22 protein-coding genes are annotated in these 25,629 nt (G+C 64.6%); 3 read left to right on the top strand and 19 right to left on the bottom strand.

Going from position 1 to position 25,629, the window contains the following annotated elements; translation table 11 throughout:
• Positions 1-3: 3 nt before the first annotated feature.
• The 7 genes from ACFX5Q_RS16070 to ACFX5Q_RS16040 all read right to left on the bottom strand — a co-directional run bounded on the left by ACFX5Q_RS16070 (position 4) and on the right by ACFX5Q_RS16040 (position 8,218).
• Positions 4-1,557, bottom strand: coding sequence for an FGGY-family carbohydrate kinase (locus tag ACFX5Q_RS16070; RefSeq protein WP_404279489.1), 1,554 nt, complete (start codon positions 1,555-1,557; stop codon positions 4-6).
• A complete protein-coding gene (locus tag ACFX5Q_RS16065) occupies positions 1,557-2,681 on the bottom strand; it encodes an ABC transporter ATP-binding protein (RefSeq protein WP_404279487.1) in 1,125 nt (374 codons plus the stop codon). The genes ACFX5Q_RS16070 and ACFX5Q_RS16065 overlap by 1 nt, the downstream gene beginning before the upstream one ends.
• Positions 2,678-3,796 carry an ABC transporter ATP-binding protein gene (locus ACFX5Q_RS16060; protein WP_404279485.1) on the bottom strand — a complete coding sequence of 373 codons (1,119 nt, stop codon included), beginning with the start codon at positions 3,794-3,796 and terminating at the stop codon, positions 2,678-2,680. Before ACFX5Q_RS16060 ends, ACFX5Q_RS16065 begins: the two co-directional genes overlap by 4 nt.
• A 5-nt stretch (positions 3,797-3,801) precedes the next feature.
• A complete protein-coding gene (locus ACFX5Q_RS16055) occupies positions 3,802-4,659 on the bottom strand; it encodes a carbohydrate ABC transporter permease (protein ID WP_192183112.1) in 858 nt (285 codons plus the stop codon).
• 9 nt (positions 4,660-4,668) lie between these two features.
• Positions 4,669-5,592: a carbohydrate ABC transporter permease gene (locus tag ACFX5Q_RS16050; protein WP_404279483.1), complete on the bottom strand. Its 924-nt coding sequence runs from the start codon at positions 5,590-5,592 to the stop codon at positions 4,669-4,671.
• A gap of 158 nt (positions 5,593-5,750) precedes the next feature.
• The gene (locus ACFX5Q_RS16045) at positions 5,751-7,196 is read right to left on the bottom strand and encodes an ABC transporter substrate-binding protein (RefSeq protein WP_404279481.1); all 1,446 of its coding nucleotides are present in this window, start codon (positions 7,194-7,196) and stop codon (positions 5,751-5,753) included.
• A 47-nt stretch (positions 7,197-7,243) separates the two neighbouring features.
• The gene (locus ACFX5Q_RS16040; protein ID WP_404279479.1) at positions 7,244-8,218 is read right to left on the bottom strand and encodes a sugar-binding transcriptional regulator; all 975 of its coding nucleotides are present in this window, start codon (positions 8,216-8,218) and stop codon (positions 7,244-7,246) included.
• Positions 8,219-8,415: 197 nt separating this feature from the next.
• On the opposite strand from ACFX5Q_RS16040, the gene ACFX5Q_RS16035 reads away from it, so the two are divergent.
• Positions 8,416-9,141 (top strand): MgtC/SapB family protein, encoded by a 726-nt coding sequence (locus ACFX5Q_RS16035; RefSeq protein ID WP_404279477.1) that lies wholly within the window; start codon positions 8,416-8,418, stop codon positions 9,139-9,141.
• A 25-nt stretch (positions 9,142-9,166) separates the two neighbouring features.
• Here the strand turns inward: ACFX5Q_RS16035 and ACFX5Q_RS16030 are convergent, their stop codons facing one another.
• The 5 genes from ACFX5Q_RS16030 to ACFX5Q_RS16010 all read right to left on the bottom strand — a co-directional run bounded on the left by ACFX5Q_RS16030 (position 9,167) and on the right by ACFX5Q_RS16010 (position 16,570).
• Complete coding sequence (locus ACFX5Q_RS16030) at positions 9,167-10,390, bottom strand: VWA domain-containing protein (RefSeq protein ID WP_404279475.1); 1,224 nt, start codon at positions 10,388-10,390, stop codon at positions 9,167-9,169.
• 10 nt (positions 10,391-10,400) lie between these two features.
• Positions 10,401-12,650 (bottom strand): DUF5682 family protein, encoded by a 2,250-nt coding sequence (locus ACFX5Q_RS16025; protein WP_404279473.1) that lies wholly within the window; start codon positions 12,648-12,650, stop codon positions 10,401-10,403.
• Positions 12,651-12,655: 5 nt separating this feature from the next.
• Positions 12,656-13,735 (bottom strand): AAA family ATPase, encoded by a 1,080-nt coding sequence (locus ACFX5Q_RS16020; protein WP_404279471.1) that lies wholly within the window; start codon positions 13,733-13,735, stop codon positions 12,656-12,658.
• A 19-nt stretch (positions 13,736-13,754) separates the two neighbouring features.
• The gene (locus tag ACFX5Q_RS16015; RefSeq protein ID WP_404279469.1) at positions 13,755-14,954 is read right to left on the bottom strand and encodes a DUF5691 domain-containing protein; all 1,200 of its coding nucleotides are present in this window, start codon (positions 14,952-14,954) and stop codon (positions 13,755-13,757) included.
• A 230-nt stretch (positions 14,955-15,184) separates the two neighbouring features.
• A complete protein-coding gene (locus ACFX5Q_RS16010) occupies positions 15,185-16,570 on the bottom strand; it encodes an SWIM zinc finger domain-containing protein (RefSeq protein WP_404279466.1) in 1,386 nt (461 codons plus the stop codon).
• Between the two features lie 215 nt (positions 16,571-16,785).
• On the opposite strand from ACFX5Q_RS16010, the gene ACFX5Q_RS16005 reads away from it, so the two are divergent.
• Positions 16,786-17,562 (top strand): ABC transporter substrate-binding protein, encoded by a 777-nt coding sequence (locus ACFX5Q_RS16005; RefSeq protein ID WP_404279464.1) that lies wholly within the window; start codon positions 16,786-16,788, stop codon positions 17,560-17,562.
• Positions 17,563-17,629: 67 nt separating this feature from the next.
• On the top strand, positions 17,630-18,745 hold the full coding sequence (locus tag ACFX5Q_RS16000) for an aminomethyltransferase family protein (RefSeq protein WP_404279462.1): 1,116 nt from the start codon (positions 17,630-17,632) through the stop codon (positions 18,743-18,745).
• 136 nt (positions 18,746-18,881) lie between these two features.
• Here the strand turns inward: ACFX5Q_RS16000 and hpaR are convergent, their stop codons facing one another.
• From hpaR to ACFX5Q_RS15965, 7 genes are all read right to left on the bottom strand, one after another.
• A complete protein-coding gene (gene hpaR / locus ACFX5Q_RS15995; RefSeq protein WP_404279689.1) occupies positions 18,882-19,283 on the bottom strand; it encodes a homoprotocatechuate degradation operon regulator HpaR in 402 nt (133 codons plus the stop codon).
• A gap of 433 nt (positions 19,284-19,716) precedes the next feature.
• Positions 19,717-20,736: an isopenicillin N synthase family dioxygenase gene (locus tag ACFX5Q_RS15990; RefSeq protein WP_404279460.1), complete on the bottom strand. Its 1,020-nt coding sequence runs from the start codon at positions 20,734-20,736 to the stop codon at positions 19,717-19,719.
• Between the two features lie 175 nt (positions 20,737-20,911).
• Complete coding sequence (locus ACFX5Q_RS15985) at positions 20,912-21,568, bottom strand: methionine ABC transporter permease (protein WP_404279458.1); 657 nt, start codon at positions 21,566-21,568, stop codon at positions 20,912-20,914.
• A complete protein-coding gene (locus ACFX5Q_RS15980) occupies positions 21,549-22,640 on the bottom strand; it encodes a methionine ABC transporter ATP-binding protein (RefSeq protein ID WP_404279456.1) in 1,092 nt (363 codons plus the stop codon). Before ACFX5Q_RS15980 ends, ACFX5Q_RS15985 begins: the two co-directional genes overlap by 20 nt.
• An 83-nt stretch (positions 22,641-22,723) precedes the next feature.
• Entirely contained in the window at positions 22,724-23,578 is an 855-nt protein-coding gene (locus ACFX5Q_RS15975) for a MetQ/NlpA family lipoprotein (protein WP_404279453.1), read from the bottom strand.
• 231 nt (positions 23,579-23,809) lie between these two features.
• On the bottom strand, positions 23,810-24,499 hold the full coding sequence (locus tag ACFX5Q_RS15970; RefSeq protein ID WP_404279450.1) for an SDR family NAD(P)-dependent oxidoreductase: 690 nt from the start codon (positions 24,497-24,499) through the stop codon (positions 23,810-23,812).
• A gap of 160 nt (positions 24,500-24,659) precedes the next feature.
• Positions 24,660-25,520 carry a MurR/RpiR family transcriptional regulator gene (locus ACFX5Q_RS15965; RefSeq protein WP_404279448.1) on the bottom strand — a complete coding sequence of 287 codons (861 nt, stop codon included), beginning with the start codon at positions 25,518-25,520 and terminating at the stop codon, positions 24,660-24,662.
• Between the last annotated feature and the right edge of the window lie 109 nt (positions 25,521-25,629).

Raw genomic sequence — 25,629 nt, 5'->3', positions numbered from 1 at the left:
TTCTCAACGTGCTCTCGACGCGGCCATCGACCGCCAGACCGGACGCAGCGCCTCATGCGCCAATGTGTAGGACGGAGCCATCGCCTCGTAGATGGCGGCAAGTTTTTGGTCGCTCGGCTCGGCCGCACCGAGCAAGGGCGTGACCCATTCGGCGATGCAATCGTCCATCGAAGCGTATTGGCCGACGCACACCGCCGCGATCATCGCGGCACCCGCCGCACCCGCTTCTTCGCGCTCGCTGGTGCGGATGCCGGCGCCGACCGTGGCACCCAGGATTTTTCGCAAGGCCGGGCTGCGGGCAGCGCCGCCGGTGAGGCGGATTTCCTTGGGCAGCGGACCCATTGCGGCGTAGCAATCGCGCGCCGCGAAGGCCAGTCCTTCGAAGACGGCGCGCACCATGTCGGCATAACCGTGGCGCGAGGAAATGCCGACGAAGCCGGCCCTGGCATTGGCATCGACGAACGGGCCCCGCTCGCCGGCCTCCGACACATAGGGCTGGTAGATCAGCGACGCCGGCTGCGACGATGCTATCCACTGGTCGACAAGCGCGATCATTTCGCCGTTCGAGCGCGAAATCCCTTGCGAGGCGAGGATGCCGGAAGCAAGGCCGAGCACCCAGTCGATGTTGAGCGTCGCCGCCATGTTCGACTGGAGTTGCGCGAACACGCCAGGCGCCGGCATCGCCATCGTATAGCCGGTGGCAGCGTCGTTCAGCTGAACCTCGTCGGGCGTCTCGGCAAGCCGCATATGCATGCCGGTCGAGCCGATGATGGTGCAGCCCGGTTTGCGCTGCCGGTCGAACAGGCCGGCGCCGAGCGCGGTGCAGACGACGTCGACATAGGCGAGCACGACCGGCGTGCCGGCGAGCAGGCCGGTGACATCGGCGGCCGCCTTGGACAGGGCAGCGCTTTGCCTGGTGCCATCGACGATGTCAGGCAGGAGATGCCGGAGATCGCCGACGCCGAGCACATCGAGCACATCGTCGGAGTAGTCGCGGGTGCGGAAGTCGCCGAAGGTGAAGGTCCCTTCCGACGGATCGGTCGCCCGCTCGCCAGTCAGCCGGAAATAGAGCCAGTCCTTGCAGTGGAACGCCGTCGCGGCGCTCGTGAGCATGCCCGGCATGTTGCGCTTGATGAACGCGAACTGCGATCCCTGCTGGCAGGCGGCAAGACCGCTGCCGGTCTTTTCGAAGCGCAGCCGGTCCTCGGGCCGGGCGCGGATCTCCTCGACCACGGAGGCGGCGCGCGCGTCGAGCCACAGCCAGCCCTTGGCGACCGGCTCGCCGTCGGCATCGATCAGCCAGGTACCGTCGCCCTGCCCGGTCACCGCGATGGCGATGACGCGGCTGGCGAGATCAGGCACTTTGTCGGCAAGCTGGCGCAACGTGGTCGCCGTATCGGCCCAGGTGCGCGCCAGATCCTGCTCGGCGCCGCCGCCGGGCAGTGTCTCGTATTTGTTCGGCAGCGCCGCGGCTGCGATCTGCCGGCCCGCCGTTTCGAAGGCGACGGACTTGATGACAGACGTGCCGGCGTCGATGCCGATCAGCACATCCCGCATCAGGCAAGCTCCATCCCGTGCGAAATAGCATTGCCGCTCGCCTGGTCGAAGACATGCAGGTTCTTCGGGTCGATGCTGACATTGATCGGCGCGCCCAACTCCAGGCGGGTCCGGTCATGCTCGACCAGCACCAACGAGCCGCCGGCGAAATCGGCGGCGATATGCGTCTGGTCGCCGAGCCACTGGTTGGCAGAAACGGTGGCCGGCACACCGTCCTTGGAGCGGCGCACCGCATAGGGCCTGACGCCGATCACCACGCGCTCGCGGTTGAGGAGCTGGTCGCGGACCGGGGCGCTGAAGGCGTCCTTGTCGTAGTCGAGCGAGAGCCCATCGGGCAGCTTGAGACTGATCTTGCCGGCGGCATTGCCGACATAGGCCTCGAAGACGTTCATCGGCGGTTCGCCGACGAAGGTGCCGGTGAACAAATTGGCCGGCCGCCGCTTGATCATGTCGGGCGTATCGAACTGCTGCAGCACGCCGCCCTCCATCACCGCGATGCGGTCGGCCAGCGCATTGGCCTCGGTCTGGTCGTGCGTGACCAGGATCGCGGTCAGGCCGCGTTCCTTGATGAAATGCTTGATGCGGCCGCGCAGAACGGCGCGCAGCTGCGGTTCGAGCTGGCCCATCGGCTCGTCGAGCAGATGCAGGTCGGCATTGCGGATCAGCGCCCGGCCAAGGCTGGCGCGCTGCTGCTGGCCGCCGGAGATGGAGCTCGGATAGCGCTCGAGGATGTCCTCGATCTCGAGCAGCTTGGCGATGCTGGCGACCTTGGCGTCGACCTCGCTCTTCGGCAGCCGGGCCGCCTTCAGGGCGAAAGCCATGTTTTCGCGTACGGTGAGCGGCGGATAAAGCGAGTATCCCTCGAAGGCCATCGCCACATTGCGCTTGACCGGCGCCAGCGTGTGCACCTTGCGGCCGCCGACCGAGATCGCGCCGCGCGAAACCTCCTCGAAGCCGGCGATCATGCGCAGTGTCGAGGTCTTGCCGCAGCCGGACGAGCCGAGCAGCGCCACGATCTCGCCCTTGGCGATCTCCATTGTCAGGTTCTTGACCGCGTGCACGCCACGGTCGATCGGACCGTAGAACTTGTCGACGCCGGAAATGGTGATTGCCCTGGCGCTCATGCCGCTTCTCCGCTGCGCAAATTGACGACCTTGTTCGCGCCGATGCGCTCGCCGCTCGCATGATCGAACAGAAGCGCGCTTTTGCTGTCGACGGCAATGTGGGCCTTGCCTTCGGCCTGGCCCGGGGCTCCGGCCGGGCGCGAGACCAGGATTTCGCGGCCGCGCACGGTGCGCACCAGCGTGACGATCTTTTCGTTGAGCGGCGTCTCGGCCTCCACCGTCACGGGAAAAGCGCCGGGTGTGGCCTCATTGACGAAGCTCAGCGCTTCGGGCCGCAGACCGATGACGCAGTCGCGCCCGACCGCTGCCTCAAAGGCGCCGGCGAGATGGACCTGGACATTCGACAGGCCGACATAGATGCCCTTGGCGTCGCGCGCCGGCTTGACGTCGAGCAGGTTGATGGTCGGGTCGCCGAATAGCCTGGCGATCTCTATATTAGCCGGCTCACGATAGATCTGCTCGGGCGTGCCGAGCTGCCGGATGACGCCTTGCGAAATCACGGCGATGCGATTGCCGAGCGCCATCGCCTCCTTGTAGTCCTGGGTGACGTAGATGACGGTCGCGCCACGATCGTGCAGAAGCCTCGGCAGCTCGAGCCGCATCTCGAAACGCAATTTGGCGTCGACGTTGCGCAAGGGATCGTCAAGCAGCAGCAGCGGCGGCGAGCCGACCAAAGCGCGGGCAAGCGCCGTGCGCTGCTTCTGGCCGTTGGACAGGGCACGCGGCTTGTGGCTCAGCACATGGTCGATCTTGAGCAGCTTTGCGACGCTTTCGACGCCGGCCTTGATCACGCCTTTCGAGGAGTGCCTGGCTTCGAGCGGCGACGCGATGTTGTCGAAGGCGGTCATGTGGGGGAACAGCGCGAAATTCTGGAACGCCATGCCGACGCCGCGGAACTCGGCATCGACGTCCGTCATGTCCTCGCCGCCGATCAGGATCTTACCCTCGTCGGGATCGATGACGCCGGCGACCAGCCGCAGCAGCACCGTCTTGCCGGCGCCGGACGGACCGAACAGGACCAGCGTCTCGCCATCGGCGACGGTCAACGACAGATCGTCCAGCACGGTCTGGCTCTTGTAGCGCTTGACGACATTTTTCAGTTCGAGGCTTGCCATCGGACCTATCCTTTCACGGCGCCGAGCGACAGGCCTTCGACGAGGTAGCGCTGCGCGTAGAGGGCAAGCGCCAGCGTCGGCGTGATCGACAGCACGATCGCGGCCGAGATCTGGCCATACTGGATGCCCGACGAGGTGATGAAGGCCAGCGCGCCGACGGTCACCGGCTGCTTGTCGGCCGAAGCCAGCACCAGGGCGAAGACGAAATTGTTCCAGGCGAAGATGAAGGCGAGCAGGCCGGCGGCCGCGATGCCGGGGCCGGCGAGTGGCAGCGCGATCTTGCGGAAGGTGGCGAACCAGGAATGGCCCCCGATGCGATAGGCGTATTCGATGTCGGCCGGAATGTCCTCGAAATAGCCGCGCACGATCCACAGGATCAGCGGCAGGCAGATCAGCTGGTAGACCCAGATCAGGCCGAAATAGGTGTTGGCCAGCCCGAGCTTCTGGAAATAGAGGGTCAGCGGCAGGAGCACCAGCAGCGCCGGCGCGAAGCGGAAGGACAGCAGCGTGAAGGCGATATCCTCAGAGCCGCGGAACTTGTGGCGGGCAAAGGCGTAGGCGGCGGGAACGCCGAGCAGCAGCGCGACGGCAACCGAGGTGACCGACAGGAACACCGAGTTCCACAGGTTGCGCATGAAGGCGATGTCGAGCGTGCCGGCCGCAGTCATCAGCTTGCCGGTGATCAAAGCGGTGTAGTTGGCCAGCGTCGGCTCGAAGACCAGCTGTGGCGGAATGCGCAGGATGGTCTCGTTGGTCTGGAACGACATCATGAAGATCCAGACGATCGGGAACATGAAGAAGATGACGACCAGCGTCAGCGCTATGCCACGCAGGATGCGTTCGAGAAGCGAGGTGTGTTCCATCCCGGCCTCCTATGCCTGGCCGCGGGCGCGTTCGCGCAGTCGCAGCCAGTTCTTGATGAAGATGTTCGACAGGAAATAGGTGATCGCCCACAGGATGATCATCAGCGCCGCCGAGCGGCCGACGTTGGTCGACTGGAAGAAGTTGAGATAGGCCTCGACCTGGAAGACGGTCAGCGTGTCGCCGGGACCACCCTGGGTCATCGCGTAGATGATGTCGAACTGCTGGATGGAATCGAGCAGTCGGAACAAGGTCGCGGTCAGGATATAGGGCATCAGCATCGGCAGCGTGATGCGGAAGAAGACGAAGCTCCTCGGCACACCGTCAAGGGCGGCCGCCTCGAAGGGCTGCGTCGGCAAGCTGCGCAGGCCGGCAAGCAAAAGGATCATGATGAAGGGTGTGTAGACCCAGATGTCGACAAGGACGACGGTCAAAAGCGCCGTCGACGGCGACGAGGCCCAGCGGAAATCATGCAGGCCGATGAGGCTGGCGAGATAGCTCAGCACGCCGAAGCCCGGATTGGTCATGAGCTTCCACATCAGTGCGGCCAGCGCCGGTGCCGTCATCAGCGGCATCAAAAGCATGATCGAAATGAAATTGTTGAGCGTCGAGCGCTTCTGCAGCAGCATGGCGATGGCGAGGCCGAGGAGCAGTTCGAGCACGACGGTGATGCCGGCATAGAGCAGCGACACCTGCAGCGTGTTCCAGAACTTCGGGTCGGTGAAGAAGGAGATGTAGTTGTCGCCCCAGTTGAACTGCCGTGCCCAGGGCTGGCTCAGGCGGTAGCGCTGGAAGGAATAGACCACAGAGGTCAGGAACGGGATCAGGATGCCGATGCAGACCAGCAGGGCCGGCAGGCTGAGGAGGTAGGGCAGAACCCGCTTGCTGATCCTGAAGCCGGAGGGTCTGGCCCTCTGCACTGTCGCCGCAGTCATCTGCTGCTCCATCATTCCTGTTGCTTCGCCCTGCCGGGCCGCCCAGGGAGCCAGGCGGCCGGTCGGGCGAATTGGCGACGCCACCCGGCGCCGCATCGCGAACATGTAACCGACGGTCGAGGCTGGCCCGCCTCGGGCGGGCCAGCCTTCGTCCGATCCTAGCCGAGACCAGCTTCCTTGAGCTGACCATTGATGCTCTCGGCCAGCTTGTCGAGGCCTTCGTCGATCGGCACTTCCTTGGCCACCATCTTCTGCAGCGTCGCCGCCCATTCGGTGGTGAGGTCGAAGAAGAGCGGCTGCGCCGTGAACTTGATGCTGGCGCCCGGTGCGGAAGCGTCGAACATCTCGACATAGCCAGGATAGCTCTTGTTCAGCTTCTCGCGGAACACATCGTCCTTCCAGACCGACTGGCGGACCGGATTGACGAAGTCCATCTTGGTGGCGCCGAACAGCGCATGCTCGGGTCCGGAGGCCCACTGCATGAAGTACCAGGTGGCATCCTTGTCCTTGGAGAAGTTGGACATCGACAGCGACCAGATCCAGATGTTCGGGGTCGGCGCCTTGGCGGCCGGATTGGCCTTGAAGCCGGCGAAGGCGAGCTTGCCTGCCATCTTGTTGTCGCCGCCATTCATGAAGTAGCCAAGGATATCGGCGTCGAAGATCATCGCCGAGGCGCCGGCGCCGAGATCGGTGCCGACCTGGTACCAGGTGTAGGTCGACCAGTCCTTCGGACCGCTCTCCTGGATCATCTGCACCCACTGCTTGTGGAAGGCCTTGGATTCGGCGGTGTTCATGGCGGCCGACAGCTTGCCGTCGGCCGACACGTTCAGGTCCTTCTGGTCGAAATTGGCGTAGGCCGACAGGAAGCCGGGATGGATCGTCGCCCAGGAGCGCGAGCCGCGCACGCCGATGCCGTAGACGCCGCCACCGACATCCTTGGTGAGCTTGGCCGCCGCGGCCACCAGCTCGTCCATGTTGCCGGGCACCTTGACGCCGGCCTTCTCGAACATGCCATGATTGTAAGTGATGTTGTTCTGCTCGAAGCCCCACGGAATGCACCATTGCTTCGCGTCTTCCGAACCCAGTTCGCCGCCCGGCTTGCCGTTCCAGGCGCAGGAATTCCTGACGCCGGGCAGGAAGTCGTCCCAGGCATAGTTCGGATTGGTCTTGGCCGGATCCTTGATCCATTCGTTGAGGTCGGTGATCCAGCCGGCTGGGCCGTAGGTCCAGGTCATGTAGGCGCCGGTCATGAAGGCATCATATTCCGGCGAACTTGCCGAAAGGGCTGCGGTGACCTTGTCGAAATAGACGTCTTCCGGGAACACGTCATAGACGACGTTCATGCCGGTCAGCTGCTTGAAGTTCTCGAGGTTGGCGATCATCGCATCGGCATAGGGATGCTTGTTGAGCAAGAGCTTGATGGTCTTGCCCTTGTGCGCCTGCCAGTCGAAATCTGCGGCGAGCGCACGGGTCTGTCCGAAGTTGAGCAGCGTGCCGGCCGTTCCGGCGGCAAGGCCAAGTGCTCCGAGGCCCCTGATCAGGCCGCGGCGATCGACTTGTCCGCGCATGAACGCGTCGATCAGGTCGTTCTCTTTCTCGTACATTTTCTCTTCTCCTCCACAGGGTAGTTTCAACCAAAAAGCTTTGCCGGCTACCCGACCGGCGTCTGTTCCACGAGCGATCGCGCCGTCCGCTCGTCGGTTATCAGGCCCCTGAGATAGCGGCCCTCCAGCACTGACTTGATGGCACGAACCTTCACCTTGCCGCCGGCGACGGCGACAATCCTGCGATTGGCGATGTCCTCGCGCGCCAGCGCCAACGCCCGGCTGGACACCGTCGTCGCCACCGGCTTTCCGGCCGCGTCGAAGAAATGGCCGAGCAACTCGCCGACGGCGCCGTTGCCGCGGGTCTCCTCCATCTCGCCCTTCTCGATCATGCCGGTGGCAACCAGCGAAGCCTCGCGCTCGGCGGTACCGATGCCGGCGATCAAAAGGTCGGCCGACCGCGCCAAATCGAAGACCTCGCTGATGCCCTTCTGGCCGAGCAGCACCGTGCGGTCCTCGGCGGTGTTAGCGAACATCGGCACCGGCATGACATAGGCTTCGGCACCGGTGCGTTCAGCCAGCCGATGGATGACGTCATGCGGGTTGGCCGAGAATTTGCGCGTCAGGCCGCCAAGCAGCGAGACGAAGCGGACCCCGTCGGCCGATATGCGCGGCAGGTATTCGACGCAGGCGGCGAGCGTGCGGCCGTGGCCGACGCCGATCAGCGTGCCCTCGCCGCGTTCGATCTCGCGTTTGAGGAACTGCGCGCCGGCAATGCCCAGCGCCTTCAGCGGCAGGTCTTCGGAATCGAAGTTCGGCACCACCTCGCAATAGTGGAGGCCGTAGCGGCCGGAGAGCTGGTCTTCCAACGCGACGCATTCGGAGACTTCGCCGTCGATATAGACTTTGACCAGCCCTTCCTGGTTGGCCTTGGTGATCAGGCGGTGCGCCTTGAGGCTGGTCAGGCCGAGGCGCTTGGCAACCTCGGACTGGGTCAGGCCGCCGGCATAGTGGAGCCAGGCGGCGCGGGTCGCCATGCTGGTCTCATCGTCGCGCAGCAGGCCGTTGCCGAACCCAACCATTTCCACCCTTTGATATTTTTATCAGTTGCTGCAAAATTTTTCACAAGGTTTTGCCGGAGTCAAGCGCCGCCTGTTCAAATCGTGCAACGGAGTGGCGGCGGCGAAGGGGAACCATCACTGCCCCAGCGATGTTGAGGGACGGTGGGGACGCGAATGTATGCGAGGACGCGGCGCGCCCAGGCCGCCAAGGTGGGACGATGTTCGAGCCGTTTTGCTGCGAGATGCCGCTTCATCCGACCTGGCCCGACCTCGCCGCGCGGCTTCTGCTCACGCTGCTGGCAGGCGTCCTCATCGGCTTGAACAGGGAGTCGCGCGGCCGCACCGCCGGGCTTCGAACGACTATCCTGGTTGGCCTTGCGGCTGCCATCGCCATGATCCAGGCCAACATCCTGCTCGACATGGCGGGCAAGGAGCCGGACACTTTCGGCCGCATGGACGTGCTGCGATTTCCGCTCGGCGTGCTGACCGGCGTCGGCTTCATCGGCGGCGGCGCCATCCTTCGGCGCGGCGAGCTCGTGACCGGGGTCACCACCGCCGCCACGATGTGGATCATGACGATGATCGGACTGGCGTTTGGCGGTGGCCAGTTCGGCCTGGCGGGGATTGCGACGCTGCTCACCCTGGTGACGCTCCAGGCCTTGAGATGGGTCGATCTCCGGATCCCGCGCGACCATCATGCGATCCTTTCGGTGTCCTGGGCAAAAGGATTGCCGCCCGACCTTCAGGAGATGGTGCGGCCGCTCGGCTACGCGGCGCGCTTTGTCGGCATGGAGCATGACGCCGGTCGCGACCGCTTCGTGTTTTCCTTCAACCTCGAATGGAAACAGCCCGATGCGATCGAACCTTCGACGGACGTGCTGGCGGTGGTCGGCCAGCACTGCGAGGTCGAGCGCTTTGAACTGGTCGGCGAGAAGACGTCCTGACCGGTGCCGGGACCACCGACGAAGCTCAGTCGCCTGGCTTCGGTGCTTCGGTCTCGGCGCGAACGACCTTGATGTCGGCCCCCGCCGCCCAGGCGCCGATATCCTCCCGCCGCAGGGCCGCCGCCATCATGTCCGGAAACAGGTCCGGCGTGCAGGCAAAAACCGGTATGCCAAGTCCGGCGACCGAACCGGCCATGGCGGGGTCATAGCCGGGCCGGCCCTGATCGGTGAGCGCCAGAAGCACGACAACATTGACGCCGGACCGGACCAGCGCTGCCAGCCCGCGCAACAATTCCTGGCCGTTGCCGCCTTCGTAGAGGTCGGTGATCAGCACGAAATGGGACTTGGTCGGCCGCTCGATGCGCTCGGCGCAATAGGCGACCGCCTGGTTGATGTCGGTACCGCCGCCAAGCTGGACGCCGAACAGCACTTCGACGGGATCGTTGAGGTCCTCGGTGAGATCGACAATCGCGGTGTCGAAGCAGACAAGTTTGGTGCGCACGACCGGCAGCGAGGCCATCACCGCGGCGAAGATCGAAGCGTAGATCACCGAGCTCGCCATCGAACCGGACTGGTCGACACACAGCACGACCTCGTCGAGGTCGACCAGCCGGCGTTGCTTGCGCATGAAGCCAACCAGCTTTTCCGGCACGATGGTCTTGTGCTCATGCTGGTAGTGGCGAAGGTTTGCCGAGATGGTGCGCGGCCAGTCGATATCGCGTTGGCGCGGGCGGTTGGTGCGTCTCGACCGGTCGAGCGCGCCGCGTATCGCTTCAGCGGTTTTCTGTTCGAGCCGCTGCATCAGCTTGGCGACGATGTCGGCGATGATGGTGCGGGCGATGTCCTTGGTCTTGGACGGCATCACCGAGCGAAGCGAAATCAGGTCGGCAACCAGATTGACGTCCGCCTCGATCGCCTTGAGGAATTCCGGCTCCATCAGCATCTGCTTCAGGTTCAGCCGTTCGAACGCGTCCTTCTGGACGATCTGCACGACCTGCGCCGGAAAGAAGGAGCGGATGTCGCCCATCCATTGCGCCACGCGCGGCGCCGACCGGCCGAGACCGCCACGCCGCTTGCGCGGATCGGCGGCAGCATCGCCGGCGCTATCGCCATAGAGGGCGTCGAGCGCGGCCGAAAGCCGCTTGTCGTCTTCGGAAAGCGCTGGCGATGTTTCGTCGGCGGCGCCGATCGCCAGGCGCCAGCGACGCTCCCTCTCGCCGTCCGGCGTGAGTGCACCTGGCTCGTTCATTTCGGCCTCGTCATCCATTGCCACCCCCCATGAGCAATGGTCCGAGCCGTTCCAGATGCCGGCGCCAGGCCTCGCCACCATCCGGCGCCGGCGTCAGGCCAGCCGGCAGGCGCGCGGCGCGGCCGAGAACCGCCTCGATCAGCCGCCGGCGCTCCATGCTGTCCAGATTGGAAAAGACGCGGCGCAGCAATGGCAGATGCGCGACGAAAGCCTCTTCGTCGAGCGATTTCAGCCACGCATCGACCGCGCCGCGCAGACCCTCGTCATAGATCAGCCGTTGACCGGCGGTGCTGAAGAAGCCCTCGAAGAACCCCGCCGCTTCAATGACCGGCGTTCCGGGAGACAGGCGTCGCCCGAGCAATCCGGCGGCGGCTTCGGCGGATAGCTGGCCGGCTTCGTAAAGCAAGTGCGCGGCGCATCCGGCCAGCAGCGCCGTGGATCGCGGCCCATCGAGCACGGCGGCCAGCCCGTCGCGCCATCCGTTCAGCACATCGTCCCCGGGTTCGATCAGCCTGATGGCTTCGTCGGCCTTGCGCAGAGCGCCGACCAGTGAAGCGGCAGCCTGCTGATCGAGATCGCGCACGGCATAGGGCAGCGCGATCGCCGCTTCGACGATCAGCCGCTCCATGAGGCCGGACAGGCGGTGCGTCTCCGTCTTGCGCGCCTCGCCATAGCGGATGATGTCGGCAAGCGGCGGCACCGACGCCAGGATTTCCAGGCATTCGCTGCTGTGCGCCGCGCGTGCCTCCAGCGCAACAAGGCCGGCGCTCGAGGCTTCCGACAGGTCGGCCGTGATCGCGCTCTGGACCAGGGCGGCAAGCGTGTCGAGGGTTGCCGCGGCGCCGATCATCTGGATCAGCCGGCCATTGGCGGCCTTTTCGATGGTCGGGCCGTAGACAAGGTTCTCGACCAGCCGAACGGCATATTCCGGCTCCCAGGCCAGCGTCCAGCGCTCGCGGAAGGTGCCGCGACTGCGCCCGGCGTCGGTCAATCTGCCCCAATGCACACCAAGCACGTTCAGGCGGTGCAGCAATGTCGAACGGAAAAGCCCGCTTTCGCTGCGCAGATCGACCGACAGTTCGCGCTCAAGCGCCTCGGGCTTCAGCCGCGCCGCCTTCTGGTTGCGCTGCAGATCCTCGATCAAGGGCGCCAGCGGCGTGTCGGGTGGAATTTCGCCAACGTCCGCACCCAGGAGCAGCTCAGCCTCGACCAGCGCCCACAGCAGCGCTTCGCCGTTGAACAGGGCGGCGACGGCAGCGTCGCGCAATTCCTCGAAACCGGGTTTCGGCCGCTCGCGAATGGCGGCGAGCGTACGGGCAAGCCGCTCCGCTTCGATCAGAGAAGCGGTCGAGATCAGATGACCCTTCTCGCGCAGCACCGCCGCAATCATCGCCAGCCACAGGGTTGCCCCGTCATGCCGGCCGCGCGTGCGCCAAAGATGCTTGCACCAGCCTGGCGCCACGACGCCCGCGCCATAGCCAAGGCCCGACGCCAGGCGCGGCCCCGTCCACGGCGCCCAGGTCATCGTGCTTTTGCGCCGGGCGATGCCCTTGAGCAGCGCCTGATCGGCTTTCTGGACGTGCGCTGCCTGGAGCGCCGGCACGTGCCATGCGCCGCAGACCACCGCTATCGGTCCCTCGAACTCCTTTCGCGCCGCGGCGATTTCGAGCCGCATATGCGCTTCGCGCCTGGCTTCGAACTTTGCGATCGACCCTTCACCTTCGCGCAGCGTCGCCATGGCGTCCGCGATGGCCGCGAAAATGGGGCCCGGCTCAGGGTTCTGTTCGACGATATCCGACCACCAGCTTTCGCCATCCTCGTAGCCGGCGGCATGCGCCAGAGTGCCGATCGGATCACGGCGATGCGGGTCCTCGTCATCGCCGGCTTCGCTGGCTTCGGCGGCGTCGGTGTTTTCCGCGGCATCGATCGCCTCGGCGGGCGACCGCGCCGACGACGGCAGATCGATGAAGCGCAACGTCGCCTTGTTGCCGACCGCCCAGAGGACCGCCTGATATTCGGGAGAGAACTCGGCAAACGGCCAGAAGCTGGTCGAGGCCGGGTCGTCCTCCGGGTAGCAGAGCAATGCCACCGGCGGCTGCATTTCCGGGCGGGCCAGCAGCGGCAACAACGCCGAAGCGTCACTCGGCCCTTCGATCAGGACGGCGACCGGCCGCAATTCCTGCAGCGCCTGTACCAGGCTGTCGGCGGAGCCGGGCCCGTGATGGCGTATGCCGAAATAGGCGATACCGCTGTGCCGCATCGGTATCAGATCGCCGCGTTCAGCGCCGCATAGTAGCCGGAATAGTCGGGCCGCTTCTTGAGCACCGTTTCCAGATATTCTTCCAGCACCACCTTGTCCTGCACCGGATCCTTGACGATCGCACCGACAAGGCTGGCGGCGAGACCTTCGGCGCCAAGCTTGCCGCCGTCGAACCAGGCCGCCTGACTGAGACCGCCAACCATGGTGGCGATGGCCTCTGCCGTCGATAGCGAGCCCGACGGTGTCTTCAGCGTCACCTTGCCGTCGGCGGTCGAGCCTGAGCGCAATTCGCGGAAGATGGTCAGCACGCGGGCGATCTCTTCGGCGACATTCTTCGGCACCGGCAGGTCGAGGCCGCCAGCCATCTCACCGACGCGCTTGGAGACGATCGAGACCTCTTCCGCCATGTCTTCGGGCAGCGGCAGCACCACGACATTGAAGCGCCGCTTGAGCGCCGAGGACAGCTCGTTGACGCCCTTGTCGCGGTTGTTTGCCGTGGCGATGATGTTGAAGCCGCGCTGGGCGTAGATCGAGGTGTTCAGCTCCGGGATCGGCATCATCTTTTCGGACAGCACGGTGATCAGCGTGTCCTGCACGTCCGAGCCCATGCGCGTCAGCTCTTCAAGCCGGCACAGCTTGCCGTCCTGCATGGCGCGATAGAGCGGCGTCGGCACCAGCGCTTCCTGGCTCGGGCCTTTCGCCAGAAGCTGGGCATAGTTCCAGCCATAGCGGATCTGGTTCTCGTCGGTTCCGGCCGTGCACTGCACGATCAGCGTCGAGTCGCCCATGATTGCCGCGGCGAGATGTTCCGAGACCCAGGATTTGGCGGTGCCCGGAACGCCGAGCAAAAGCAGCGCACGGTCGGTGGCCAAAGTCGCCACCGCGGTTTCCATCAGCCGGCGGCGGCCGACATATTTCGGCGTTATCATGGTGCCGTCGCTGGCCTTGCCGCCCAGCAGATAGGTCAGGACGGCCTTTGGTGAGAGGCTCCAGCCGGCGGGCTTTTGCTTGTCGTCGCCGCGCGCCAGCGCTTGCAATTCGCTGGCATAGGCCTGCTCGACCGGGAGACGGATGGCTGCGTTCATGGGTTCTTCTCCGGATTGATCATGTGTTGGTTCCCGCCAAGGCTGCGTTGAGGCGCAGGAAAGCGAGCGAAGTGGCCGCCGGCGGCATGCCGGCCGCGACGACGTCGCCAATCAGTTTTTCCGCCGTTGCCGCGGTGGCAAGGAAACCTATCGTTTCCAGTACTTGGTCTACACTTCGCTTCACGGGTTCGTTGTTTCCCGCAACCGTGGAACGTAGTGCCGACAGCGTCTTGCCGTTTGTCAGGTCACCCCATTCCAGCCAGCTTGCTTCAATGCCTTCGACCAGGTTGAGCGCATCAAGATTTTGCGCGTCCTTCAGGATTTGCCTGATCAGGCTACGCTTCCTGCTGCTGTCCAAACGCAACATGAGATGGAGGACGAGAAGGGCCGACTTGCCGCCTTCGGCGACAAGTGTATCCGCCAAAAGCGCCACCGCGGCATCGCCGCCGGACACCGCGACCATTCGAACGAGAGAGAGATCAGCATTGTCGTCGACGCCGAATTGCCATGCCCCGATGAAATCGCACTCTGTTTTGCCGAAGCTCGCGGCAAGATCGACCAGGTAGCAGGTTGCAAACAGGTCGACGCGACGACTTTCCTGCGCAGGCGATTTGAGTTTTACCGGTGCGTAAGTGGTTCGGCGGCGTATGAAGCCGGATTTCCCTTCTGCGATGAAGACGGCGAGTTCCGCCGTTCGATCTTCCGGCCCGCTATCGCCTGGCTGGCCTTGCTGCCCTAACCTTGCCAGCAGTCGGCCAGCCATTTCGCGCACCTTGCCGGAGCGATCGGCGGAGAGGCTCTTCAGGAACGGCAAGTCATCGTCGCCCAAGCCGAAGCGCATGAGCTCGATGAGCGCGAGCCTGACCTCCGCCGGCTCACTCGATCCCTTGGTCTCGATGAGCATCCTGGCCGTGGCCGGTTCGATGCGGCGCATGTCGGCCAGCGCGATGCGGCGCGCTGCGGGATAGAAGTCATCCCAGTTTTCCGCCGTCAGTTTCTCGCGCGGGGCATGCGTCTGCCCTTCGACGCCGGCCTGCCAGTCGATCCACGGGGCGTAGACGTCCGGGCTGTTCTGGTCCGACACGGCAGGCATCCAGTCCATTGGATGGAGCACGAAGCCGCGGCTGGCGACCAGCGTCACCACACGCACCTTGCGCCTCGCATCGGCAGCCTGTTTCAGCGCGGCCCTCAACAGCGGCCGCAACCGCTCCGGCAGCATGGGCAAGGCAAGCACAGGCAGCGCCGGACGACGCTTCAGAACCTTCGGCGCCGCAGGCCGCAAGCCGATGTCGAGCGCCTGCGCGGCGATCGCCAGAAGCCGGCGCTCCCGTTCGTCGGGGCCTGCGGTGCCGGCGATCTCCTTCCACGCGGCTGGAGCGAGGTCGAATGTCGGTCCGCCGGTGATCCAGCAGTCGCGCATTGCCGCCAGGCCTGTCTGCTCGAGCTCGTTCACGACAGATCGAGCCTCCCGAACCTGCTCTGCGCCGCCAGAAGGTCAAGCCGGGCGCCGTTCCACAGCGCCGCGGCGGCGCCAAGGTCGATGCCGAGCAAGGTTTGATCGACAGCACCGGCGATCGGCAAGGCGATCCCATGCGGATCATCGGCTGCCTGCCACCAGGCGGTGCCGCGGTCGTCGAGCGAGATCGCGCCGGGAGGCAGGATGAGAGGACTGTCGGTAAGCCATGGCGCGCCATCCTGCTGGGATGCGCGCGCCGCGAGCGGTTCTTTCAACGCGCCGAAATCAGGCCACGCCTCCCCGGAAGAGACGTCACCGATGCGCTCCGCCACCAGCGCGCGCAGTGGTGCGCGCGATGGATAAAACACCAGCCGGGCGTTGAAGCGGTCGCCCGGCGCGAAGGCGTTCGATCTGCGTCCCGCCGATGCGGGAAAATAGTCGAGCAGCAGGGCAAATTGCGGCGCAGCACTCTTCAAATCGAGCAGCCAGGTCGAATGGCTGACGAGACCGTCGCGGCGGGTTTCGATCTTCTCGCCGAGAACTTCCCAGTGGCTTTCCACCTGCCGGGCGTCCGGGTTGGCCAGAATCTGTTCACGGGTTTCGGATGTCGATACGAGCCGCTTCAATTCAGGGTCGTCAGGCTCCGATCGCCAGGCCTTGGCCAGCAGCACCAGCTTGCCGAGCTCGCGGATCGCCGCGTCCGGTCTTTCCTCGCTGCGCAGCGCCATCAGCCGCGACGGTATCTCGTCGATGCGCCCGGCGAGCGCGGTCGCCTTGAGGTCGACGAGCCGCGCGGCAATGCGGCGGCAGCGCTCGCTGCTGGCGTCGACAAATCCGGAAAGGCCAAGCCGCAACTGGTCGGCGATCCATTGGTCGAGTTCATCGAGCGCCGCCGACACCGCGGACCGTGTCTCTTGCGCCCGCTTGCGCTGCGCCGCCTCGCGGCGTTCTACGGCCGCGGCGTCCTCTACGACGGCACCCTCATCCGGTCGTAAAGCGTCGTCGATGCTCTTGGCTGCCGCGCCGGGTACGGGCCCCGTCGCCTGCGGCGTCGTCTTCCGGCGCCGGCCAAGCCAATCATTCACCCATTCCGGCGTCGATTGAGCGGGAGCAAAACTGGCTGGCGCCGTGGCGGCGATCCACATCAAGGCTAGCGTGTGCTTGCAGGGAAACTTTCGCGATGGGCAGGTGCATTTGTAGCCGTGATCGCCTGTATCGACCACGACCCGATAGGGATTGGAGCCGGAGCCCTGGCACTCGCCCCAGATCAGGGCCTGCTGCTCATTCCGTTCAAGGCGCGGCCAGTTCGATCGCTTGGTCAACTTGGAGGCGGCGCTGAGCGACGCCTGGTCGGGAGCCAGCGCCTCTATGGTTTTCAAGTCGAATTCCAAGCCGCCCCCCTCGTGACCTGAACCAAACGTCGTCGCCAGTATAGGTAGCCGTTTGTGAAGAATTGTTGTAGGTCGGACTTGCGGGCCGAGCTGCGTGCTTTGAAGAGCCGACATCGCGCCGTGATCGGCGCATGACATGTCGTTTCCGTCTCCGCCGCGGGCCTGAAAGACCTTGACTTCGCCGGTCAACGGAGATCTGGACCATGCGTCTTTTCGGTCGTTTCGTGCTTGCCGCTTCAGTTGCCTGCTGCCTCGCCTCGGGCGCGGCTTTCGCCCAGGACAAGAAACTCAAGCTCGGCACCGAGGGTGCCTATCCGCCTTTCAACTACGCCAATGCCGATGGCACGCTGGGCGGCTTCGACATCGATCTCGGCAAGGCGCTGTGCGCCGAGATGAAGACCGAATGCGAGTTCGTCGTGCAGGATTTCGACGGCTCCATTCCCGCGCTGCAGGCCGGCAAGTTCGATGCCATCATCAACATAACCATTACGCCCGAGCGGGCCGAAAAGGTCGACTTCACCCACAAATACTACCAGACGCCGCCGGCTATCGCGGTGCCGAAGGAATCGACGATCTCAGGCACCTCGCCGGGCGATCTGAAAGGCAAGGCGTTGGGCGTGCAGAGCGCGACCATCCATCACAACTTCGCCGAGCAGAAATACAGCGGATCGACCATAAAAGCCTATCCGACCGGCGATGATGCCCGCACCGACATGGCCAATGGCCGGCTCGACGCGATGATGGATGGCTCGATCATCCTGACAGAATGGCTGAAGAAGCCCGACGGCGCCTGTTGCAAGCTGCTTGGCACCCTGACGGCCGATCCGGCCATTCACGGGCCCGGCGTCGGCATCGCGCTGCAAAAGGGCAACAAGGAACGGACCGACAAGCTCAACGCCGCCATCGATGCGCTGCGTGCCAATGGAAAATACAAGGAAATCAACGACAAGTATTTTTCGTTCGACGTCTACGGTACCTGACATGACGACAGTCCACTTCGGCAGCGCCGCCGGGCGCTGCCGTTTTTCATGAACGATGGAGACCTTCTTGGCTGAGCGGCGATCCCCCTTCTACGGCAGCATCGTCGGACTGGGTGCGACCATGGGGCGGGTCGGCGGCGATTTCATCTCGGCCAAATATTATTCCGGCATCGCCGACGAGCACCTGAACACCCGCGCCAATGTCGGCGTCCAGGACCTCAGCACCATGGGCAAGATGGACATCAAGGGGCCGGATGCCGAGGCGCTGGTCAACCATGTCATGGTCAACGACGCGTCGGCGATGAAGCCGGGCCAGGTGCGCTACTCCACGGTGTGCCGCGAGGACGGCGGCATCATGGACGACCTCACCGTGTTCCGGCTGGCGCCGGAGCATTTCATGCTGGTGACCGGCTCGGTCAATCGCCTCAAGATGTTGCCCTGGCTGCTGCATCATGCCGAGGGGCGAAACGCCTATGTCACCGATATCACGGCGGCCATCGCCTTCCCGACGATCCAGGGGCCATGCTCACGCCAACTGCTGAAAGTGCTGGTTTCGGACACCGATCTGGATGGGCTGAAACGCTGGTCGTTCACATCAGGGCGCATCGGCGAGACGCGCGTGCTGATCTCGCGCACCGGCGTGACCGGCGAACTCGGCTTCGAGTTGTTCGTGCCGGCCGACGAGGCGGCTGCGGTCTGGGACATGCTGATGCGCAGCGGCCGGGATTTCGGCCTCAAGCCATATGGCGTGCTGGCAATGTTCACGCTGGGGCTGGAGAAGGCCTATCCGGCGCATGGCATCGACATGGACGAAAGCCGCACACCGTTCCATGTCGGCCTCGATCGCTGGATCAGGTTCGACAAGGGCGACTTCGTCGGCCGTGACGCTTTGCTCAAGGTTCGCGAACAAGGCCTCGACGAGCGCTGGACCGGTCTGATCCTCGACGGCGACAGACCGGCCGAGACTAACGCCCGGGTCATGGCCGGCGACAAGGATGCCGGGGTGGTGACCTACAGCGACCATGGCTATTCCCTGGGCAAGGTGCTGGCGACCGCGCATCTCAAATTGCCCTTCACCGCTGTCGGCACCGAGCTCAGCATCGACATTGACGGGACGCCGACACGAGCGACCGTAGCGCCGATGCCGTTCTTCGATCCCGAAGGCCTGCGGCTGAGAGTCTAGAGCGGTTCAGCTTTTGATTGAATCGCCGGCCCGCTCTAAGTATTTGTTTTTACGCATTCCGGACCGCCACGCACTTTTCTTGGAGTTGCTCTGGAGCGTGGCGCCGACCTTCAGCCCAGCGGTGGCGTTGAGAAGCTCATCCTTCCGACTCCGACTGGATCAGGATTTCGAGAAGGTCGAGCAGACACTCCTGCTGTTCGACGCCGTAGCGTTTCTGGATCGCCTCATAGATGGCGGCGCGCTCAGGTGACAGATCCTCGATCACCGCCAGCCCGGCGGAGCTGATGGCCAGCAGCGCCCGACGGCCATCGTCCTTGACCTTATTGCGGGTGATGAACTGCCGCTCCTCCATCGCCTTGATGATGCGGGTCAGGCTCGGCGGCAGGATCGAGGCGCGATTGGCGAGCTCTGTGGCCTCAAGCGGGCCGGCTTCGGCCAACACGAGCAACACGCGCCATTGCTGTTCGGTGATATCGTGCCGGGCGAGCATCGGCCGGAAGCGCGCCGTTATTGCCTCGCGGGCGCGCAGGAGAGCCATCGGCAAGGAGCGGCGAACGCTAGGCGGTAACAAGATCAGATCTCCGAAGGAATACCAATTACGTCCCTGAGCGGACCGCACAAGGCGTGCTCGGTGGACATGCCGCTGTATCAACGATTTTGCCGAGAGCGGCAATGCCGTCCGTCAGAGCGCGTACCAAGAACGCCGGATGAAGAGCAATATTGCACCGCGCCGCCCGATCGAAGATGATCGCAGTGCCATGTGGCCGGCGACCACTCAAAAGAAAAAGGCCGGGCGCGAATGCCCGGCCAAAAATGAAGGTCAAACCTTCAGAGGGGAACACCGTTCGGGGAATGGGAGGAAACCGCCGAACGATAATCCTTATGTGGGCTTGCCCAGGCGCTTTTGCGACGAACAAAATTCCAAAAAACGCGCCGACGGCGAAAAATTCGGCTCCATTGCTGCAGCAACATCAGCCGGCCGCGGTGGCCGTTTCCAGCAGATCGGCATAGTGTCGCTTCGCCACGTCGGGATGCGAGCGCAGGCGGCTTTTCAGCACATTGGTGCCGACATCGCGAAACAGCGGATTGTCGGGATCGCTGGCCGGCCCCCGCGCCTCGGCCGTAAGGTCCTCGGGCAAGGTCAGCAGCGGGATCGTCGCGTCGAGCCGAGCGCTGAAGAAGAAGGGAACGGAAATCCGCTCGACACCGGGCGGCGGTGTGACGACGCGATGGACGGTCGCCCGGAGATAGCCGTTCGACGCCAGTTCGAGCAGCTCACCGATGTTGACCACCAGCGTTCCGGGAAGCGGGTCCACATTCACCCAGCTGCCGTCATACTCGACCTGCAAGCCTTTGTTGTCGTCCTGCAGCAGCAGCGTCAAGAAGCCGCCATCCTTGTGCGCGCCGACGCCCTGGTCGTCGCCGGTCGCGTCACGGCCGGGATAGCGCACGATCTTCATGCGGTGGTTGGGCTCGTCGCGATATATAGGATCGAAAGCCTCCTCGGCCTGGTCGAGCGATTGGGCAAAGGCCTTCAAAAGGCGGATCGCCACCTCGGTCGCCCGCGCCTGCCATGCCAGCAGCGCCGGCTTCAGCTCCGGCAGGGACGCCGGCCATTGGTTCGGCCCTTGCAGCCGCGTCCAGGCAGGAACGCCTAGCCCTTGCGGGATGATCGGGCGCTCGACGCCGATGTCGAGCTGCTCGCGCCAGTCGGCCTTGCCCTTGGTCAGCTCGCCGCCGGCGCGCGTATAGCCGCGGAATTGCGAGGACTTGACCATTTCGATGGCCAGCTTGTCGGCCTCCGGCAAGGCAAAGAAGCGGCGCGAGGCATCGAGCACGTCGGCGATCTCCGCTGCCGATATGCCATGGCCGCTGAGATAGAAGAAGCCGACATCGCGAGCGGCGGTGCGCAGGTCGAACAGAAAGGTCCGGCGCTCCGATGCGCCCTGTTCGAGACGGTCAAGATCGAGCACAGGGACAATTCTGGGCATGCTCAGGCTCCTTACGCGAGACGTTGCGCCTGGCCGCCACGGTGGCACGCTGGCCTTTGCGATCCAAGCAACGGACGATCCAAACTCGACGCCGATGGGAGAACGCCGGCCTGCATTTTGCTACCAGCGGGCAAAGAACGTCCGAACGGATACCCAGCCTGCTTGCGTCCGGCGGTCATGCGCGGTGGTCCAGCCTGGCGACGAGCCGGTCCCCGGCCCACTGGATGCCGCAGACCAGGATGATGAGCACGATGACGACCGCCACCATGACGCTGGTCTCGAAGCGCTGGTAGCCGTAGCGGATGGCAAGGTCGCCCAGCCCTCCGGCGCCGATGGCGCCGGCCATGGCCGAGGCGCCGATCAGCGTCACCAGCGTCACCGTGAAGCCGGCGACGATGCCGGGTAGCGCCTCCGGCACCAGCACCTCGCGGATGATTGTCCAGCGGTTGCCGCCCATGGCGCGCGCCGCCTCGATCAAGCCGTGGTCGACCTCGCGCAGCGACACTTCGGCGATGCGAGCATAGTAGGGCGTGGCGGCGATCGAAAGCGGCACGATCGCCGCCCAGGTGCCGATCGAGGTGCCGACGATCAGCCGCGTCACCGGGATCAGCGCCACCAGAAGGATAATGAAGGGCACCGAGCGGAAGCCGTTGATGATGGCACCGAGCGCGCGATTCACCCACAGGCTTTCGGCGATGCCGCCGCGATCGGTGGCGACCAGTGCAAGACTGAGCGGCAGGCCGAAAACCAGCGAGATGAGGCCGGAGGCCCCGGTCATCAGGACCGTCTCCCAGATCGAACGAATGAGAAGCTCAAACAGAACCGGCGACATGGCCAAGCACCTCCACCCGCGCCTGGCGGGCTTTCAGGAATGCGATCACTTGCGACAGATGATTTTCATCGTTGCCTGCCACCGCCAGGAACAGCGTGCCGACCGGCTGCTGCTGGACATGGTCGATGCCGCCATGGACGAGGCGGAACGGACCCGGCACGGCATCGGCAAGGTCCGATAGCAGCGGGCCGCGCGCGGCCTCGCCGGCGACGTCGATCCTGAGGATCGTTTCCGCGCCGGCTCCCGGCACGAGCCGGCTGGCGATCTCGGCCGGCAGTTGCGGACGGATGCCGCCGAGCAGGCTTTTGGTGATCTCGGAACGCGGGTCGGCAAACACCGACCAGACCGGGCCTTGCTCGACGATCCGCCCGGCGTCGATCACCGCCACGCGGTCGGCGATCGAGCGGATCACCTCCATCTCGTGGGTGATGAGCAGTATGGTCAAGCCAAACTGCCGGTTGATATCTTTCAGCAGAGCCAGGATCGAGCGCGTCGTCTCCGGGTCCAGCGCCGAGGTCGCTTCGTCGGAAAGCAGCAGCGCCGGGCAAGCGGCGAGTGCCCTGGCTATGCCGACACGCTGCTTCTGGCCACCCGACAGCGAGGCCGGATAGGCTTTCGCCTTCTCCGACAGGCCGACGAGGTCAAGCAGTTCTGCCGCGCGTGCCAGGCGCTCGGCTTTGGGGCGGCCCTCGATCTTGAGCGGCAGCGCGACATTGTCCTCGACGGTCTTGGCCGACAGCAGGTTGAAATGCTGGAAGATCATGCCGATGCGGCGCCGCAGCGGCTGCAACTCGCGCTCACCGAGCCGGCTGATCTCGCGGCCTTCGATGAACACCGCGCCGGAATCCGGCCGCTCCAGCCCGTTCAGGCAGCGGATCAGCGTCGACTTGCCGGCGCCGCTGCGGCCGATGATGCCGAGGATCTCGCCCTTGCGCACCGTCAGCGAGACGCCATCGAGCGCCGGCGTTGCGCCGAAGCGCCGCTTCAGGTCGATGAGACGGACGACATCTTCCGAAGCGGGAGGATGGCTGGCCGCCGCCAGATCGGCCGATGCTTTGATATGCTGGTTCATCGAGGTTCCTGTTTCGGCGTTCCGCAAATGCAATGGCGGCCCGCTCCGTGGCGGACCGCCTGTTTCTGCCAGCCACGCGCCGATCAATAGGCGCTGATCCCGGTGCCCTTGTAGACCTTGTCGAACTCGGCCTTGACCGTCTCGTTCTGGTAGGCCGCGACCAGCGTCTTGACCCAGGGCTCGTTCTCATTGCCGGCCTTGACCGCGATGAAGTTGCGGTAGGGATTGTCGGCCACCGGCTCCTGGGCGATGCGGTTGTCAGGGCCGAGGCCGCTCTTCAGCGCCCAGTCGGTGTTGACTACGGCAGCGTCGAGATCTTCCACCGAACGCCCGACAATGCCGGCATCGAGCTCCTTGATGACGACCTTCTTCGGGTTCTCGGCGATGTCGGCGGTGGTCGCCAGGATGCCGGTGCCGTCCTTCAGCTTGAGGACGCCCTCGTTCTGCAGCACGCGCAGCGCCCTGCCTTCATTCGATGGGTCGTTGGGCAAGCCGATGACGGCGCCCTCACGCAGGTCGGCGACCTTGGCGTATTTCTTGGAATAGAGGCCGATCGGCCAGACGCCGGTATAGCCGACCGGGACGATGTGATAGCCTTGCGTCTTGATCTGGTTGTCAAGATAGGGCTTGTGCTGGAAGGCATTGGCGTCGATCTCGCCACGCTCCAGCGCCTCGTTGGGCTGGGTGTAGTCGTTGAAGACGACGGTCTCGATCGTCAGGCCTTTTTCGGCGGCCTGGGCCACGACGACGCGCCAGACATCCTCGTCCTCGCCGCTGATGATGCCGACCTTGATGGCCTTCTTGTCCTCGGCGAAGGACGGTGTCGGCGCGGCCAAGGCAACAATGGCAAGCGCCGAAGCCAGAAGCGCGGCAAGACCTGCGCGCCTGGTGACTGATGTTGAAACGAAAGGCTTAAAAGCGTTTCCTCGTTCGGACATGATGCGTTCCTTGCAATGCTGAAATCATATCGGCCAGGCGGGATGCGAAGCCTTGATGACAGGATCGGCAATGCTGCGCTTCCGATCAAAGAACCGGTTTTCTTCTTCAACGCGAAGCAGGAAATATTCTCTCAAAGATTTTGCGACAGCGAGCACGCCCGCCAGCGTGCGGCACAATGCAGGCGGCGAGCGACAGCCGCTGTGCAGAATCGCCGGCTTTGGATCAAAAGATCAGAACGTCTCGACCCATGGCCTGAGTTCGACCTCAAAACTCCAGGCACTGCGATGCTGGCGGTGGATCGCGAGATAGGCCTCGGCGATCGCGCCCGGCGACAGACGGCGATCCGGCCGGTCCGGCTCCTCGGCCTGCCCGGGCGGCTGGATGGCACCGTCGATGATGAAATGGGCGACATGGATGTTCTTCGGGCTGAGCTCGCGGGCCATGGACTGCGCCAGCCCGCGCAGTCCGAATTTCGGCATGGCAAAGCCTGCCGAACCGGGAAATCCTTTGACGCTGGCGGTGGCGCCGGTGAACAGGATCGAGCCGGAACCGCGCGCCAAAAGCCGCCGCGCCGCCTGCTGGCCGACCAGGAAGCCGCCATAGGCGCCGACCAAAAGGGCCTGCTTGACGGCGTCCGGATCGAGTTCGGCGATCGGACCGCGTGTGCGGCCGCTGGCGTTGAAGACGGCAAGCGCTGGCGGGCCGGCCTTGTCGGCGGCGTCGAACAGGCTTGCGACGGAGGCCGGGTCGGAAACGTCGGTTTCGACGGTGAGCGCTCCGGTCTCCTCGACCAGCGGGGCGAGCTTGCCGGTGTTGCGGGCGGCCAGCACGACGCGAAAGCCCTCTTTGGCGAGAAGGCGCGCGAGCGAAGCGCTGAGCCCCTGCCCTGCGCCTGCGATGACGGCGACGTCGGATGCCATGATTTTTTCCTCCTTGCGAACGGATGTCCTGCGTTTCGCAACGTCGCGCCTTCGGCGGCGAGAGGCAAGAAAAGCCTTGCTGGAATTTTGGAGTCAGGCGGATGCGGGTGCTAAAAGCTGCATGCTGCGGCGGCCTTGCTTGGCTCTCCGTGCGGAGTATCTACGAAGACCGCTCAGCCTTCAGCACGGAAACAGCCAGTTCACTGTTGTGGATATGTTCGTTGGCATCCGGCTGCCGCTGCACGAGCAGGATGAACAGCAGGTCGGTCAAGGTCAGCTGCGCGTCGCGCGCGGTGATCGAGGACGAACGCGCGCGCTCCTCGTCGGCGATGGTGTAGAGGCGGATGTCGGCGACGCGGCTCAGCGGGTTGTCATGTAGGCCGGTGACGGCGATCACCGTGGTGCCGCGCTTGCGGGCAAGCTCGGCGATGCGCAGGGTTTCGATGCTGGCACCGGAATGAGAGAGCGCGAACAGCACGTCACCCGGCCCGAGCGTCGAGGCATTGGCCATCTGCACATGGCTGTCGCTGTCATGCAGCACGTTGCGGCCGAGCTTCATCAGCTTGTAGGAGAAATCGCGCGCCACCAGCGAGGAGGCGCCGACGCCGACCAGATGGATGCGGCGCGCGCCGTCCAGCATCTGCAGCGCCCTGGAGATGATCCGCTCAGAGTTGGCGGCGACGGTCTGTTGCATCGACAGAAGCTTGCTGCCGATCAGCTTCTTCAGCATGACCTGGTACTTGTCGTCGACCTCGATCGAACCGTGGATCATTCCGGCCGGCACGTGCCATTCCTGCGCCTTGGCCTCGCTGACGGCGAGCTTCAGCTCCTGATAGCTGGCGTAGCCGAGCTTCTGGCTGAACTTGACGACGCTCGACTGGCTGCGACCGATCTCGGCCGCAAGGGCTGCCGTCGACAGGCGCAGCATCTGGTCGGGATTGCCGACGATGTACTGGCCGATCTCGCGATCGCCCGGCGCCATCGTCTCGAGCTTGGCCTCGATCTTCTTCAGGACGGACATCAGTTCCCTTGCAGGTTCAATTTTGCCGGCCGGCGGCCGGCGATGCCGAGACAAGGAATAAAATATTCCAATTCCAATTGACAGCAAAGAATGATCGATCGACTGTCAG

The organism is Mesorhizobium sp. IMUNJ 23033, from assembly GCF_044778005.1.
Classification (GTDB): domain Bacteria; phylum Pseudomonadota; class Alphaproteobacteria; order Rhizobiales; family Rhizobiaceae; genus Mesorhizobium; species Mesorhizobium amorphae_A.
Note: the sequence above shows the minus strand (reverse complement) of the source record. Positions and strands in the feature narration are given on the sequence as shown.